General features: G+C 73.6%; 16 protein-coding genes and 1 tRNA gene. 4 read left to right on the forward strand and 13 right to left on the reverse strand.

All coding sequences use genetic code 11. The features are described from left to right. Nucleotide 1: 1 nt before the first annotated feature. The 5 genes from ABT299_RS06850 to ABT299_RS06870 form a co-directional block, all read right to left on the reverse strand. Complete coding sequence (locus ABT299_RS06850) at nucleotides 2-325, reverse strand: STAS domain-containing protein (RefSeq protein WP_190868398.1); 324 nt, start codon at nucleotides 323-325, stop codon at nucleotides 2-4. A gap of 5 nt (nucleotides 326-330) precedes the next feature. Continuing rightward, nucleotides 331-1,248: a sensor histidine kinase gene (locus ABT299_RS06855; RefSeq protein WP_190868397.1), complete on the reverse strand. Its 918-nt coding sequence runs from the start codon at nucleotides 1,246-1,248 to the stop codon at nucleotides 331-333. Further along, nucleotides 1,248-2,162 (reverse strand): MEDS domain-containing protein, encoded by a 915-nt coding sequence (locus tag ABT299_RS06860; protein WP_387026744.1) that lies wholly within the window; start codon nucleotides 2,160-2,162, stop codon nucleotides 1,248-1,250. The genes ABT299_RS06855 and ABT299_RS06860 overlap by 1 nt, the downstream gene beginning before the upstream one ends. 80 nt (nucleotides 2,163-2,242) lie before the next feature. After that, nucleotides 2,243-3,232 (reverse strand): anti-sigma factor RsbA family regulatory protein, encoded by a 990-nt coding sequence (locus ABT299_RS06865; RefSeq protein WP_500250055.1) that lies wholly within the window; start codon nucleotides 3,230-3,232, stop codon nucleotides 2,243-2,245. Nucleotides 3,233-3,362: 130 nt separating this feature from the next. Further along, nucleotides 3,363-4,040 (reverse strand): TetR/AcrR family transcriptional regulator, encoded by a 678-nt coding sequence (locus ABT299_RS06870; protein ID WP_387026746.1) that lies wholly within the window; start codon nucleotides 4,038-4,040, stop codon nucleotides 3,363-3,365. Between the two features lie 74 nt (nucleotides 4,041-4,114). Between ABT299_RS06870 and ABT299_RS06875 the strand changes: the two genes are divergently transcribed. Then, nucleotides 4,115-5,650 carry an MFS transporter gene (locus ABT299_RS06875; RefSeq protein WP_500250056.1) on the forward strand — a complete coding sequence of 512 codons (1,536 nt, stop codon included), beginning with the start codon at nucleotides 4,115-4,117 and terminating at the stop codon, nucleotides 5,648-5,650. 86 nt (nucleotides 5,651-5,736) lie between these two features. Here ABT299_RS06875 and ABT299_RS06880 read toward each other — a convergent pair whose 3' ends face one another. The 3 genes from ABT299_RS06880 to ABT299_RS06890 all read right to left on the reverse strand — a co-directional run bounded on the left by ABT299_RS06880 (nucleotide 5,737) and on the right by ABT299_RS06890 (nucleotide 8,298). Next, a complete protein-coding gene (locus ABT299_RS06880) occupies nucleotides 5,737-5,979 on the reverse strand; it encodes a hypothetical protein (RefSeq protein ID WP_194737781.1) in 243 nt (80 codons plus the stop codon). Nucleotides 5,980-6,044: 65 nt separating this feature from the next. Continuing rightward, entirely contained in the window at nucleotides 6,045-7,451 is a 1,407-nt protein-coding gene (locus ABT299_RS06885; RefSeq protein WP_500250057.1) for an amidase, read from the reverse strand. Between the two features lie 82 nt (nucleotides 7,452-7,533). Continuing rightward, on the reverse strand, nucleotides 7,534-8,298 hold the full coding sequence (locus tag ABT299_RS06890; protein ID WP_194737776.1) for a GntR family transcriptional regulator: 765 nt from the start codon (nucleotides 8,296-8,298) through the stop codon (nucleotides 7,534-7,536). Nucleotides 8,299-8,632: 334 nt separating this feature from the next. On the opposite strand from ABT299_RS06890, the gene ABT299_RS06895 reads away from it, so the two are divergent. Continuing rightward, a tRNA-Leu gene (locus ABT299_RS06895) sits at nucleotides 8,633-8,716 on the forward strand. 30 nt (nucleotides 8,717-8,746) lie between these two features. Here the strand turns inward: ABT299_RS06895 and bcp are convergent. Then, nucleotides 8,747-9,214 carry a thioredoxin-dependent thiol peroxidase gene (gene bcp / locus ABT299_RS06900; protein WP_190868392.1) on the reverse strand — a complete coding sequence of 156 codons (468 nt, stop codon included), beginning with the start codon at nucleotides 9,212-9,214 and terminating at the stop codon, nucleotides 8,747-8,749. A gap of 127 nt (nucleotides 9,215-9,341) precedes the next feature. Between bcp and ABT299_RS06905 the strand changes: the two genes are divergently transcribed. Further along, nucleotides 9,342-9,641, forward strand: a complete 300-nt coding sequence (locus ABT299_RS06905) for a DUF3618 domain-containing protein (protein WP_190868391.1) — start codon at nucleotides 9,342-9,344, stop codon at nucleotides 9,639-9,641. Here the strand turns inward: ABT299_RS06905 and ABT299_RS06910 are convergent. Then, complete coding sequence (locus ABT299_RS06910) at nucleotides 9,592-10,005, reverse strand: anti-sigma factor family protein (protein ID WP_500250058.1); 414 nt, start codon at nucleotides 10,003-10,005, stop codon at nucleotides 9,592-9,594. The genes ABT299_RS06905 and ABT299_RS06910 overlap by 50 nt on opposite strands. Between ABT299_RS06910 and ABT299_RS06915 the strand changes: the two genes are divergently transcribed. Beyond that, nucleotides 10,004-10,414 carry a VOC family protein gene (locus tag ABT299_RS06915; RefSeq protein ID WP_500250059.1) on the forward strand — a complete coding sequence of 137 codons (411 nt, stop codon included), beginning with the start codon at nucleotides 10,004-10,006 and terminating at the stop codon, nucleotides 10,412-10,414. The two genes, ABT299_RS06910 and ABT299_RS06915, sit on opposite strands and share 2 nt — an antisense overlap. A gap of 97 nt (nucleotides 10,415-10,511) precedes the next feature. Here ABT299_RS06915 and ABT299_RS06920 read toward each other — a convergent pair whose 3' ends face one another. The 3 genes from ABT299_RS06920 to ABT299_RS06930 all read right to left on the reverse strand — a co-directional run bounded on the left by ABT299_RS06920 (nucleotide 10,512) and on the right by ABT299_RS06930 (nucleotide 13,424). Continuing rightward, nucleotides 10,512-11,177, reverse strand: coding sequence for an SIMPL domain-containing protein (locus ABT299_RS06920; protein WP_500250060.1), 666 nt, complete (start codon nucleotides 11,175-11,177; stop codon nucleotides 10,512-10,514). 37 nt (nucleotides 11,178-11,214) lie between these two features. After that, on the reverse strand, nucleotides 11,215-12,399 hold the full coding sequence (locus ABT299_RS06925) for an amino acid deaminase/aldolase (protein ID WP_190868387.1): 1,185 nt from the start codon (nucleotides 12,397-12,399) through the stop codon (nucleotides 11,215-11,217). A gap of 86 nt (nucleotides 12,400-12,485) precedes the next feature. Beyond that, a complete protein-coding gene (locus ABT299_RS06930; protein ID WP_500250061.1) occupies nucleotides 12,486-13,424 on the reverse strand; it encodes a CE1 family esterase in 939 nt (312 codons plus the stop codon). Between the last annotated feature and the right edge of the window lie 184 nt (nucleotides 13,425-13,608).

Below are 13,608 nucleotides of genomic sequence, written 5' to 3' on the forward strand. Positions count from 1 at the left end.
ACTAACCGGCGTCGCCGAAGCACAGGCCGGGGAGCGTGCCCCAGCCGACGGTCTCCAGGACGGCGCGCATCTGCGGCGGCGTCCGGTCGAGCACCACGGGCGCCCCGCACGCGCGGCTCCACGCGGCGTCGCCGAGCAGGGCGATCCCGCCGAGGTCGATGAAGTCGAGCTCGCCGAGGTCGAGGTGGAACTCGCGGTCGGGCGGCAGGTCCGCGAGCGCCGACTCCAGCGCCCGGACGAGCATCGCGTGCCGGGCGGAGTCCAGCTCGCCGATCAGCGCGAGGCCGGCGGGCTCGTCCGTGCGGACGATCTTCAGCGGCTCCACGCCGGCTACCTGATGTGCAGCCGGACGAACGTGCCGTCCCAGCCGGCCCGCAACTCCATCAGGTCGACGAGGAGCCGGACCGTCCACAGCCCGAAGCCGCGCTGCAGCGCCGTGTCGGGCGGGATGAAGCCGGTGAGCGGGGTCGGCGCGGGCCGCCACAGCCCGTTGTCGCCGACCTCGCAGAGCAGTTCCGGGCCGTCCCGCCAGATCCACATCCCGACCGGGGGCAGGCCGTGCTGCAGCGCGTTCGCCGCCACCTCGTTCACCGCGGTGACGAGGTTCTGCGCGGGCCGCTTGGCGAGGCCGTGCAGCAGCGCCCGCTCGGCGACGAACGAGCGCAGCGCGTGCAGGTCGTCGCCCTCGACCGGGAAGTACTCGGCGTCGGAGGGGCGGACGAAGCGGCGGCCGCGGTCGCAGGCGGCGCCGAACGTCACCGGGTCGACGTAGGCGCCGGTGGGAAGCGCGGGACCGTCGGTGACCACCATCGGGTGGGTGCGCCGCGCCTCCTCCAGGATCCGGGGCGGCAGCGCCTCGCGGTCGTAGGGGCACAGCGCGCGCGCCCCGGAGTCCTTGAACACCTCGTTGATCAGCGACTCGTAGCGGATCCACTCCAGGGTCTGCCGCTCGTCCCAGTCCCGCCAGACGGGTTCGGCCAGCGCGCACACGGTGCGCGGGGCGAACTTGTTCACCAGGCCCTGGTAGTCGCGCAGGGTGCGGACGGGGTGCAGGTAGAAGACGGCCGCGTCGACCCACTCGATCTCGGCGCCCTCGCCGAACAGGTCGCGCAGCGCCGACAGGTTGGGCTCCTGGGCGACCGCGACGACGGCCTGCCCCGCCTCCAGCCCGGATCGCAGGAACGGCTCGGTCACCGACAGGAAGTGGTCCGTGCCGTCGTACACGAACGCCCTGTGCTCCAAGCTCATCAGGCGATGCCTTCCGTCTCCGTGAACGCGCGTTCGCGGCCGCGCTCGAGACCGGGCAGCCTATGCCAGCCGACCATCTCGATGACGTTCTCCACATCGGGCGGCAGGTGGTCGAGGACGAGCGCCTCGTCGGCCGGCAGCACCGTGGCCTGCTGCGCCAGCAGGTTCAGGCCGCCGAGGTCGATGAAGCCGAGGTCGGCGAAGTCGAGGTGGACGCGCCGCCGGGTCATGCACACCTGGGCGAGCTGCTCGGCGAACACCTGGTGCCGGGCGGCGTCGAGCTCGCCCTCGACGCGCAGCCCGTTCGGCTCGAACGTGCGGACGATCTTCAGGATCCCGTCGTCGAACTCGGGGTTCACTTCCACGAGCACCTCGTGCGTGTCGCGCAGGGCGAGGAGCTCGTCGGGCGGGCACGCGTGCCGGTCGATCTGGCAGATCGCCATCGCCATCGTGCTCGGCGAGACGGCGTCGCCGACCCGGTGCTCGCAGCCCAGCATCTCGCCGATGTCGGAGCGGCCCGGCTCGCTGAGCAGCCAGCTGTAGTCGGTGGTCAGCCGGACGGCGCGGAAGCCCTGGCCGAACGCCGCGTCCACCTCCCGGCCGATCGTCTCCAGCATCAGGCCGGGCTGGAACACGCCGCGCCGGTCGAGGCAGGCGTCGCGCCGGGAGATCACCCGGAGCTGGCCCGTCCGGCCGTAGGAGTGCACGTCCACGCGGTGCCGCGGGCCGATGCCGGGCAGCCGCTCGGGCGGTGCGTCGGTCACGTAGACGACCTTCTCGTTGGTCTCGAGACCCTCGCGGACGAAGTGGCCGATGACCCTGTCGCGCTCTTCCTGGCCGCTGTAGGCCAGCCAGCTGTGGTCGCCGGGCCGGATGTCTTTGACGGGTCGCTTGGCGAACCAGGGTGTCTCCATGGCCTGCCCATCGAGGTCGGTTCGGATGCGTTCAGCGTACGCCTCATGGAGGTCCTTGGAAGCCCAATGCATCGAGTTCCTCACACTCCGTTCACCACCGGGGGGACGGCGGGCACGGCGGGTAGCCGCAGCCGCAGGCGCACCGTGCTCCCGCCGGGTCCGGTGCGGATCTGGACGATCGAGCAGAGCAGCCGCACCGCCCACAGCCCGAACCGGCCGCCGGTCGCGGTGCCGGACGTGCGGGGCGGGACGAGCCCGTAGCCGGAGCCGGGCTCCCAGGTGCCCGCGTCGGTGACCTCGCAGACGAAGGCGGGGTCGGCGCCGGCCGCCTCGGTCCACATCCGCAGGATGATCGGCGGCGCGCCGTGGTGGAGCGCGTTCGTGACGACCTCGGTGACCGCGACCAGCAGGCGCTGCAGGTCCTCGTCGGGCAGCGGGGTGCGGTGCGCGTACTCGGTGACGTAGGCGCGCAGCCAGAACAGGTCGGGCCGGACGACCTCGAACTCGTCGGCCTCGGCGGGCGGCACGGGCAGGGGCTCGCCGTCGCACTTCGCGCTGTAGGCCCACGGGTCCATGTAGAGGGGGTTGGCCATGGACGTGGCGCCGCGCACCGTCTCGGGATGGGTGCGGCGCCCGGCCGCGACCACGCCGGCGGGCAGCGACGACGAGTAGGGGCACATGATGGCGGCCCCGGTGCCGCGGAAGGCGATGTTCACCATGGCCTCGACGCGCTGCCATTCCAGGACCTCGAGCGGCGGGCGCGCCGCCCACACGACGGGCTCGCCGAGGACGCGCAGCCGCCGGCCGTGCCAGGCGACGTCGTCGGCGTCGCTCAGGCAGTCGGCGAGGGTCCGCGCGGGGTGGGAGTACCAGGTCCCCGGATCGACGAACTCGACGGACGCGGCGGTGGGGCCGAGCGCGTCGCGCAGCAGCATCTCGCGAGCGATCCCGCAGACGGCCAGGACGCGGTCGCCGGCCGCCGCGCCGTCCCGCAGGAACGGCAGGGCGCCGTCGAGGAGGTCGTCGACCCGGTCGTACGGCAGAACGCAATGGGTGAAGGATTCGCTCACGGCGGCCCCAGGCTGCTGCGTCTTCGTACCGGCGTTCCCCATGCCTGCCGGGGCGCCGGCAGACCCATCAAGGGTAGGCCGACCACCCGGTCGCGCACCGCGCCGTTCCGCAAATTGCGCGACCGGTTTTTCACATAGTGCGACGGGATGGGGGCCGCGGCCGCCGGTACAGGACGGCGCGCATGCCCGGCGCGAGGGCCTCGACTAATTCATCGGCCGTCATCGAGGCGAGCGGTTCCACGGCCAGGATGTACCGGCTGAAGATCACCCCGGCGAGCTGGGCGCCGAACGCGGCGGCGCGGTGGCTCGCCCCGGGGCCGCCGACGTGCTCGGCGATCCGGTCGATCATCTCGCGGCCGATGACGTCCCGCAGCAGCCGGATGAGCTCGGCGTCCTGCGTCGCGGCCCGCACCATGAAGGTCAGCTGCCGGCCGCGCTCGGGGTCGTCCCAGGTGCCGAGCATCGCGCGCAGGACGCGTTCGGGCAGCGTGGCGGGGTCGCCGGGGAGCACGGAGGCCAGCACGTCCGGCGGGTTGGCCAGCAGCCCGAGGACCGCGCCGAACAGGCCCTTCTTGGAGCCGAAGAAGTAGCTGATCAGGGCGGCGTCGACGTCCGCCTCGGCGGCGATCGAGCGCAGGGTGACCTTGGCGTACCCGTCGGCGAGGAACCGGCCGCGGGCCACCGCGAGGATCTGCGCCCGGGTGTCGGGGCTGCCGCGCCGCCGGCCGCGCGAGCCCCGCCCGGCCACCGCCGCGGACTCCGCCGCCGTCTCTCTCGCCGGCGCCGGCTTCCCGGATTTATTCATCATGGTTGAAATGTAGTGGGCGCAGGGGCCAGGTTCGAAGTGTCACAGCGAAGAGATCCCGCAACCAGGAGGCTGCGATGGCCACCACCGGAACGGCGCCCGGAGGGCAGGTCCACCGGGCCGTGCTGCCGGCCGTCATGCTCGCCCTCGCCACCGTCGTGTCGGCGGTCGCGTCCCTCAACACCGCCATCCCGTCCATCGCCCGCGACACCCGCGCCACCCAGACCCAGCTGTCCTGGATCATCGACGCGTACGCGCTGGTTTTCGCGGCGCTGCTGCTCCTCGGCGGCGCGATCGGCGACCGCTACGGGCGGCGCCGCGCCCTCGCCGCCGGGCTCGCGATCTTCGGTGCCGGGTCGGCCGCCGCGATGTTCGCCAGCGACCCCGCCTGGCTGATCGCGATGCGCGGCGTCCTCGGCGTCGGCGCGGCGCTGGTGATGCCCGCGACGCTGTCCACGATCACCTCGACGTTCCCGCCCCGGCAGCGGACCCGCGCGGTCGGCGCCTGGGCCGGGGTCGCCGGCGCCAGCGCGATCTTCGGGCTGCTGGTCTCCGGCAGCCTGCTGGAGCAGTGGTCGTGGCGGTCGGTGTTCCTGCTGAACATCGTGCTCGCGGTGATCGCCTTCGCCGCGACCCTCGCGGTCGTCCCCGAGTCCGCGGACGCCGACGCGCCGAGGCTCGACCTCACCGGCGCGCTGATCACCGTCGTGGGCCTCGGCGCCGGCGTCTACTCCATCATCGAGGCGCCCACCGAGGGCTGGACGAGCGCCCGCACGCTGGTCGGCCTCGGCGCCGCCGTCGTGGTCCTCGCCGGGTTCGTCGGCTGGGAGCTGACCCGCCGGAACCCGCTGCTCGACCCCCGGCTGTTCCGGCACCGCGCCTTCGCCGCCGGCACCCTGTCGATCACCGTGCAGTTCTTCGCCTTCTTCGGCTTCGTCTTCATCGTCCTGCAGTACCTGCAGCTCGTGAAGGACCACGGCCCGCTGCTCGCCGCCACCTGCCTGCTGCCGATGGCCGCCTCGATGATGCCGTCCGCCCGCGGCATCGCGCCCCGCGCCGCCGCGAAGGTCGGGCCGCGCCGCGTCATCGTCGCCGGCCTCATCCTGGTCAGCGTCGGGCTGCTGGTGCTGTCGCTGCTCGACACCGGCAGCAGCTACTGGGTGATGCTGGGCGGCCTCGTCCCGCTCGGCGCCGGGATGGGCCTCGCGATGACGCCCGCCACCGCGTCCATCACCGACGCGCTCCCGGCCGAGAAGCAGGGCGTCGGGTCGGCGATGAACGACCTGGCCCGCGAGCTCGGCGGCGCCCTCGGCATCGCGGTCCTCGGCAGCGTCCTGCAGTCCGGCTACCGCTCGAACCTGGACACCACCGGCCTGCCCGGACCGGTCGCCGAGCACGCCAGGACGTCCCTGGCCATGGCGGCGCACGCGGGCCCGCAGGTCATGCGGCAGGCGCAGGCGGCGTTCGCGGACGGCCTGCACACCGCGCTGCTGTCCGCCGCGATCGTCCTGGCCGTCACCGCCGTGGTGGTGGGCGTCCTCTACCGCCGCCCCGAGCCGGAGGCCGCCGGCGAGCGGGCCGGCCGCGAGGCCGCCGCGGAGCCGGCGAGTTGACCGCCCGCCACCCGGCGATCACGACGGCGCGCGAACGGGCCCCCGCAGGACGCGGGGGCCCGTTCCGTTCTCCCGCCCGCCGGGGCTCAGGCGGCCCAGTCGGCCATGCGGGCGTCGGCCCGGAAGCGCAGGGCCGGATCGGCGTACCGGGCCTCAGGGACCGCGTAGAGGGCGTCCACCCCCGCCTGCTGGAGCGGGTACGAGGCGGCGAGCTCCGCCAGTTCGGCCGCCGACAGCGGCAGCCCGGCCCGGGACACCAGCAGGCCCACCTCCGCGATGACGCGCGGGTCGTCCGCGGGCGGCGCGGAATGCAGGACGTTCTCGGTCAAGGTTCCTCCAGGGTTCGTGACGCCCGGTCGCTCCGGGCTCGAATCGTGCGGCCGTCGCGGGGCGGTCAGGCGGCGACGAGGGCGGGGACGCGGCGGTGCCAGTCCGTGACCTGCTGGAAGGCGTCCGCCGCCCGCAGCACGCCGGCCTCCCCGAACGCGGGCCCGGCGAACTGGATCGACAGCGGCAGCCCGGCGGCCGTGGCGCCCATCGGGGCCGCCAGGACGGGGTTGCCGACGCAGTCCCAGTACTGGGTGAAGATCGTGCGGAACAGGCCCTCGATGTCGATCCGGCCCGCGCCGTCGGTCAGCTCGTCGTAGCGCGGCGCGCCGACCGCCGTGGTCGGGCAGACGATCACGTCGAGGTCGTCGAACATCCGCGCCACCGCGTCCTGCGCGACGCGCCGCACCCGCTGCGCCTGCACGTAGTCGGCGCCGGTGACCATCGCGCCGCGCGCCAGCATCAGCCGGGTCGCCGCGAAGTAGTCGCCCCAGCGCTCCACGAGGTCGTTGCGGTGGTAGGCGAACGCCTCGGCGCACATCGTGACGAGGTTGGCGGTGAGCATCTCCGTCCAGAACGGCAGCTCGGCGTCCACCAGCGTCGCGCCGAGCCCGGACAGCACGCCGAGCGCCGCGTCGAAGGCGGGCGCGAGCGCCGGGTCGGCCTCCGCCGGGAAGTGCCCGGCCCGGACGACCCCGACCCGCACCCCCTCCAGCGACCCGTCGAGCACCGGCCCGTCGTAGGGCAGGCCGACGCTGTCGGGGTCGCTCGCGTGCGGCCCGGCGATGACGTCGAGGACGGCGGCGCAGTCGCGGGCGCTGCGCGCCAGCGGGCCGACGTGGTCGAGGCTGTAGCCGAGCGGCGCCACGCCCGACTTCGGCACCCGCCCGAACGTCGGCATCAGCCCGGTGACCCCGCAGAACGCCGACGGGATGCGGATGCTGCCCGCCGTGTCCGTGCCGAGCCCGGCGAAGAACAGCCCGGCGGCGACGCCGTTGCCCGTCCCGGAGCTGGAGCCGCCCGGCCACGTCGCGGTGTCCCAGGGGTTGCGCGGCATCGGGAACGGCTTGGACGGGTCCGGCATCCCGCACGCGAACTCCATCGTGGTGACCTTGCCGGTGATCACCGCGCCCGCCTCCTTCAGCCGCGACACCACCGGCGCGTCCCGGCCCTCCGCCCACGCCCGGTCGAGGACCAGGCTCTGCGCCGTCGTCGGGCCCTCCGCCATCGCGATGATGTCCTTGACGCCGAACGGGACGCCCTGCAGCGGGCCCCGGTCGATCCCTTCGGCCAGCTCCCGGTCGGCGCGCTCGGCCTGCTCCAGGGCGTAGTCGTCGAAGCGCGCCAGGTAGGTGCCGATCTCGCCGTCGTGCCGGTCGGCGGCGGCGAGGGCCTCCTCGGTCAGCCGGACGCTCGTCACCGCGCCGGCGCGCAGCGCCTCGGCGGCCTCGGTCAGGGTGAGGGGTGTCTCCATGGTTCTCCTTGAGGGCATGCCAAGGGCGCCGTCCGTGCCGCGAGGGGCACGGGCGCCTGGATCGGTGCGGTGGAAGGGCGGTTCAGCCGCGCGCGGACGCGCGCGGGAGGCGGGAGACCAGCAGGAACCGGTCCCCCCGGTGGTGGATGTGCGCGAGGTCGAAGGGGCGGCCGCCCGGAGCCCGGATGACCTGCTCCATGGTCACGACCGGTGCCCCGACGGCGAGGTCGAGCAGCCCCGCCGTGCCGGCGTCGGCGGGCAGGCAGCCGAGGACGAACTCCGACTCGCCCAGGGCCACGCCCGCCTCGGCGAGCAGCGCGTACCAGTCCGAGACGAACGGGACGTCGCGGAGCCGCTCCGCCTCGGGGAAGAGCACGTAGTTGGTCGCGATGGCCACCGGTTCGTCGCCGAGCAGCGCCACGTACTCCAGGCGCAGGCACGGGTCGCCGGGCCGGGCGCCGAGCCGGTCGGCGGCGACCTCCGGCAGCGGGATCACGGAACGGTCCAGCACGCGCGGCCGCATCCGCCGGTCGAAGACGCTGCCCGCGCCGGGGTCGGCCGCGCCGTGCGCCTCCGCGAGCGGAGCGAGCACGGCCTCCCCGACCGCGTGCGTGCCGACGCCCTGCCTGCGGTCGACGAGCCCCTCGCCGCGCAGCAGCGCGAGCGCCTCGCGCACCGTCGCCCGCGTCACGCCGTGCGCCGCCATCAGCTCGGGCTCGCCGGGCAGCTGGCCGCCGGGGTAGGCGCCGCGCAGGATCGCCGAGCGCAGCAGGTCCCGCAGCCGCCGCACGTCCGCGCCGGTCCGCGTCCCCGGCGCGCCGGTGTCCCGGGACCTGCTCGCCCTCATGTGCCGGGACGGTAGGCGGACGCCGTTGCGCCCGCATGTTCCGGCAGTTGCCGGTGTGTTACGTTCCACGACCGCCATCGCACCTCCCGCGTCCGGCCCTGCCGACGTTCCAGGACGCTAGGCAGGAGCCGTTGCGGGAGCGTGTCGCCGCCGTTGCGCCAGGTTACGCCGCGTTCCGGCGCCGTCCGCGCGCCCGGGCCTGCGGCGACGCCCGCCCGGCCCGGCGATTCGCCGAGTTGCGCCCGGCAACGCCGCCGATGGGCCGGGCGCCGGTAATCCGCCGACATGCCGACCAGCCAGGACGCTAAGCTGAGCACACTCCTGCACGGAGTGCGCGGGCGTGGCGAAGTAGGCATACGCGGCAGGTTTAGGTCCTGTTGGTGGAGACACCGTGGGGGTTCGAGTCCCCCCGCCCGCACCCACCGGACCAAGCCCGGCGGCCCCGGGGTCAGAGGCCCAGGTCGCGGCGCAGGCGCTCGACGTGGCCGGTGGCCTTCACGTTGTAGTACGCCTTCTCGATCTTCCCGTCGGCGTCGATGATGAAGGTCGAGCGGATCACGCCGACGACGACCTTGCCGTACAGCTTCTTCTCGCCGTAGGCGCCGTACGCCTGGAGGGTCTCGGCGTCCGGGTCGGACAGCAGCGGGAAGGTCAGCCCCTCCTTCTCGCGGAACTTCGCGAGCTTGGCGGGCTTGTCGGGGGAGACGCCGACGACGGCGACGCCCGCCGCCTCCAGCTCGCCGAGGCTGCTCTGGAAGTCGACCGATTCCTTGGTGCAGCCGGGGGTCATGGCCGCGGGGTAGAAGTACAGGATCACCCGCCTGCCGCGGAACGAAGCCAGCGAGACCGGGGACGCGTCGGCGTCCGGGAGCTCGAAATCGGGGGCGACGTCGCCCGGCTGCAGCCGCTCTGACACCCTGTGCCGCCTTTCGCTCGGATGGTGGCTCCAACGGTACCGCTCGGGGTCCGGCGGGCGTCCGGCGGGAAGACCTGCAACACTGTTCGGATCATCATGCTTCGCTCGACACGACAAGGACAACGGCATGGCTGACCGCGACCCGGAGGCGCTGGAGCGGGAGATCGAGCGCACCCGCCAGGAACTCGCGCGCACGATCGACGAGCTCGCCGAGCGGGTCAACCCGAGGAACCTCGCGCACAAGGGCACCGAGCGGATCAAGGAGGAGGCCGGGCAGCTCGTCCAGGCCGTGAACGCGATCGTGCGGCCCGAGGGCGAGGACGGCGAGCCCGGCCGGCTCGACAAGCGCGTCGTCTACGCGGGCGCCGCCGCCGCGGTCACCCTGACCGCCCTCGTCCTGTGGCGCCGTAAGCGCAAGCGCCGCTGAACCCGCCCTTGAAGGAGGCGCCGGACCGCGACCCGCGGCCGGCGCCTTCGCGTTTTCCGGCCCCGGCGGCCCGGGGGCGGGCGGGGCGGGCTCGGCCTGCCGTCCGGGGAGGGCCGGCGGCGCGGGCCGTCCGGGCGAGGAGGTCGGCGACGTCGCGCAGCTCGGCCAGCTCGGCGCGGCACGGCGGGCAGCCGCGCAGGTGCGCCGACAGCGCCTCGGCCTCCGCCCCGGCGAGCCGCCCGAGGGCGTAGACGCCGAGACCGGGCCGGTACTCGCCGCAACCGGATGCCTCCACACCCGGCAGTACGGCGGTGCCCGCGAACCCGTTCAGCGCCCCTTTGATCTTGTGACACGATCGCGGCATGCTGCGACTCACCGATTTCATCATCGACTGCCCGGACACGATGAAGCTGGCGGCCTTCTACGCCGAGGTGACGGGTCGCCGGGTCAAGGAGGGCAGCAACGAGGACTGGGCCGGTATCCGGTTCGGCGAGATCGAGCTGGCCTTCATCCGCGTCGAGGACTACCGCGCCCCGCAGTGGCCCGACAGCGAGCACCCCAAGCAGTTCCATCTCGACTTCGAAGTGGACGACATCGAGGCCGAACAGAGCCGGGTCCTGGCTCTCGGCGCGACCCTGCGGCAGGACTTCATCGGCCCCGAAGGCTACGGCTGGCGCGTCTACACCGACCCCGTCGGCCATCCCTTCTGCCTTTGCCACAACAAGGGCGTCGTCTGGACCGACCAGGGCCCCATCTGGCCCGAGGGCAACTAGAGCGGCACGCAAGGGTCCGCGCAATTGGTGACCCGCGAGCCGCCCCGCGGACGGCGCTGGGCGCCAGGGCGCCGCGTGGGCAGTGCGCGCGCGGGTGTTAGCCCAGGTCGGGGGCGGTGGCGGTGAAGCGGGCCTCTACGGCGGCGCGGACGGTCTGCGCCTCCGGCTCCAGGGCGATCGGCTCGGGCTCGCCCGCGTCGCCCGGGGCGCGGCTGAACGCGCCCGCCAGCGCGACCGGCGCCATGCTCTCGTCGCGTCCGAGCCCCTCGTCGGACAGCTCGACCAGGCCGGTGAGCCGGGCGCCGAGCGCCTCCGCGTACCGGCGGGCGCGCGTGACGGCCTCCTGCGCGGCCTGCTCGGCGGCCCGCCGGAAGACGTCGCTGTCGCGGCGCAGGTCCCAGTCGGGGCCGTCCACGCGGGTGCGCTCCAGGTCGCCGAGCCGGGTGACGAGCTCGCCGAGCACGGTGAAGTCGGCGACCGTCACCTTGATCAGCACGGTGCCCTGGTAGGCGCGGATATCGCCCTCGCGGCGCCGGTACTTCACCAGCGGGGTGATGACCAGCCCGCCGGTCTCGACCTTCTCGACGGCGTCGCCGTAGGAGCCGATCAGGTCGAGCGCGGCCCGGTTGTGCTCGGTGAGCCGGTCCAGCGCCCTGCGCCGGTCCGGTTCCTGCGACTGGACGTGCACCGACAGCCGGGCGATCTCCGGCTCCACCTCCAGGACCGCCTCGCCGCGCACACTGATCAACGGAGCGTCGCTCATACCGCCAACCTAGCCGCTCCCGGGACGGCGGCGGGGGCTAGAGGAAGGTCTTCCCCTCGCCCCGGTAGGTCGGGACGGTCCGGACGAACCGGTCGTCGTCGATGAGGTGCAGGTCGGCGAACCGCTCGCACAGCTCGCCCGCCTTGGTGTGCCGGAACCAGACCCGGTCGCCGATCCGCAGCTCGTCGGCCGCGCGGCCGAGCAGCGGCGTCTGCACCTCGCCCGCGCCCTCGTTCGGGTCGAAGGACAGGCCGGCGGGCAGGTAGGGCCGGGGGAGCCGGATGTCGTCGGCGGGGCCGGAGGCGAGGTAGCCGCCGCCGAGGCAGGTCGCGACGCCGGGGCCGGGCCGGCGGACGACGGGCAGCGCGAACAGCGCGGCGGGCCGTCCGGTGAAGTTGGAGTAGTAGTCGAACAGGTGCGGCTGGTACAGCCCGGAGCCCGCGGCGATCTCGGTGACGGCGCGCTCGGCGGCGGTCTTCTCCACGCTGCCGGTGCCGCCGCCGTTGACGAACTCCAGCTCGGTCAGGTCGCGGACGGCGCGGACGATCGCGGCGCGCCGCCGGGCCAGCTCCATCCGCGACCGCTGCTGCATGGCGCGGATGACGCGGCCCCGCGCGGGCCGTCCGGGCGGCAGGTCGCCGACGCCGGCGATCTGCGACTCGTAGGCCATCAGCCCGGCCAGGTGCAGGCCGGGGCGCTTGAGGATGCGCTCGGTGAACGCGGCGACGTCGGACGGGGTGCGCAGCGGGGACCGCAGGGCGCCGATCCGGACCCGGCCGCCGAGGGGCCGGTAGGACGCGTCGATGTCGACGCAGATGCGGACGCGGGCGTCGCCGGCGGCGTCCTCGATCAGGTCGAGGTGCTCGGGGCAGTCGACCATCAGGGTGATCGCGCGGGCGGCGGCGGGGTCGGCGGCCAGCTCGGCGATCGCGGTGCGGTCGGCGGTCGGGTAGGCGACGAGGATGTCGTCGCTCACGCCCTCCCTGGCGAGCCAGAGGGCCTCGGGAAGCGTGAAGGCCATGACGCCGGCGAAGCCGTCCATGGCGAGCGTCTCCTCCAGGAGGGCGCGGCAGCGCACCGACTTGCTGGCGATCCGGATGGGCTTGCCGGCGGCGCGGCGCACCAGGTCGGCGGCGTTGGCGCGGAAGGCCGCGAGGTCGACGACGGCGAACGGCGCCTCAAGGCCGGTGGTCGCGGCGTCGTAGCGGTCCCGGAGGTTCATGTGTGCCACACTGCCACAATAGCGGTAAATGTGAAAAGCTCTCACGTACCGTCGGGCGTGCGGTGAAGGGGCTCCTCGGCGAGGGGTCAGCCCTTGCGCGGATGCGCGTCGAAGAACCTCCACAGCATCTCGGCCGCCTCGGACGGCCACTCGTGCGTCCCGCCCTCGACCTTGCAGAACGTCACCTCGACGCCCTGGGCGCCCTTGCCCGTCGCCTGGCAGTCGGTGTTGCCGCCGAGCGCCTTGACGCCCTCATGCGGCTTCGGCAGCTTCCCGACCTTCCGCCAGAAGTCCACCGCCTGCGAGACCGGCGGGAACGGCCGCTTGTCGTTGAAGTCGCGGTTCCCGCCGCCGTTGAACGGGACGTTCCGGTCGGCCGTCCCGTGGAAGATCATCGCCGACACCGGGCGGTCGGGATCGCACGTGGTGACGAGGGACCCCTCGACCACCCCGATCGCCGCGACCTTGTCGGCCTTCTCGCAGGCCAGCTTGTAGGCCATGCCCGCGCCGTTGGAGAAGCCGGTGACGAACACCCGGTCCGGATCGGCCAGCCCGGCGCCCGTCAGCTTGCCGATCAGCTTGCCGAGGAAGCCGACGTCGTCGATGTGCCCGAGCTTCGCGGCGCCGCAGCAGCTCCCGGCGTTCCAGGTCGTCATGAACCCGTCCGGGTAGGCGACGACGAACCCCTTGTCGTCGGAGATCTTGTCGAAGCCGGTGAGCGACTCCATCTTGTTCATGTTGGCCAGGCCGCCGTGGAGGGCGAGCACCAGCGCCGGCTTGTCCGCGGGCTTGCCGTCCTTCCACTTCCCGTTCGCCACCTTGGCCGGGATGTGCAGCAGGTACTCCCGGTGCCCGGGCGTGCCCACGTCGATCTTCTCCTTGTGGGTCCCCGCGCCGGTCGCGATGCCGTCGACCGTCGCGGGCCGCTTCCCGCCCTCGCCGCCGCCCTTGCCGCCGCCGCCCTTGCTCGTGCAGCCCGCGAGGACGAGGGACAGGGCCAATGCGGCAACCAGGATCCGGCGCATGCGTGCAAAGGTAACCTCAACGGCTCCTCTCAAACTACTCATGAGTAGATAGCCGGGATCACCTGTCGGGTTGGATTTCCCAACCGGCTCCGCCGTCCGAGTTGGAAGGCCCGACCCACTCGCTCCCGATCTGGAACGGAATGCTTCGTTCTGCTAGACTGGACGCAGTGCGACACCATCGAAA

This window comes from Spirillospora sp. NPDC000708 (assembly GCF_040299565.1).
Taxonomy (GTDB): Bacteria; Actinomycetota; Actinomycetes; order Streptosporangiales; family Streptosporangiaceae; genus Spirillospora.

Coding starts and splice junctions, on each gene's coding strand:
- ABT299_RS06855 (WP_190868397.1), bottom strand. CDS start 1,248: ATGAGCTTGGAGCACAGGGCGTTCGTGTACGACGGCACGGACCACTTC.
- ABT299_RS06860 (WP_387026744.1), bottom strand. CDS start 2,162: ATGGAGACACCCTGGTTCGCCAAGCGACCCGTCAAAGACATCCGGCCC.
- ABT299_RS06870 (WP_387026746.1), bottom strand. CDS start 4,040: ATGATGAATAAATCCGGGAAGCCGGCGCCGGCGAGAGAGACGGCGGCG.
- ABT299_RS06875 (WP_500250056.1), top strand. CDS start 4,115: ATGGCCACCACCGGAACGGCGCCCGGAGGGCAGGTCCACCGGGCCGTG.
- ABT299_RS06885 (WP_500250057.1), bottom strand. CDS start 7,451: ATGGAGACACCCCTCACCCTGACCGAGGCCGCCGAGGCGCTGCGCGCC.
- ABT299_RS06890 (WP_194737776.1), bottom strand. CDS start 8,298: ATGAGGGCGAGCAGGTCCCGGGACACCGGCGCGCCGGGGACGCGGACC.
- ABT299_RS06905 (WP_190868391.1), top strand. CDS start 9,342: ATGGCTGACCGCGACCCGGAGGCGCTGGAGCGGGAGATCGAGCGCACC.
- ABT299_RS06915 (WP_500250059.1), top strand. CDS start 10,004: ATGCTGCGACTCACCGATTTCATCATCGACTGCCCGGACACGATGAAG.
- ABT299_RS06910 (WP_500250058.1), bottom strand. CDS start 10,005: ATGCCGCGATCGTGTCACAAGATCAAAGGGGCGCTGAACGGGTTCGCG.
- ABT299_RS06920 (WP_500250060.1), bottom strand. CDS start 11,177: ATGAGCGACGCTCCGTTGATCAGTGTGCGCGGCGAGGCGGTCCTGGAG.
- ABT299_RS06925 (WP_190868387.1), bottom strand. CDS start 12,399: ATGAACCTCCGGGACCGCTACGACGCCGCGACCACCGGCCTTGAGGCG.
- ABT299_RS06930 (WP_500250061.1), bottom strand. CDS start 13,424: ATGCGCCGGATCCTGGTTGCCGCATTGGCCCTGTCCCTCGTCCTCGCG.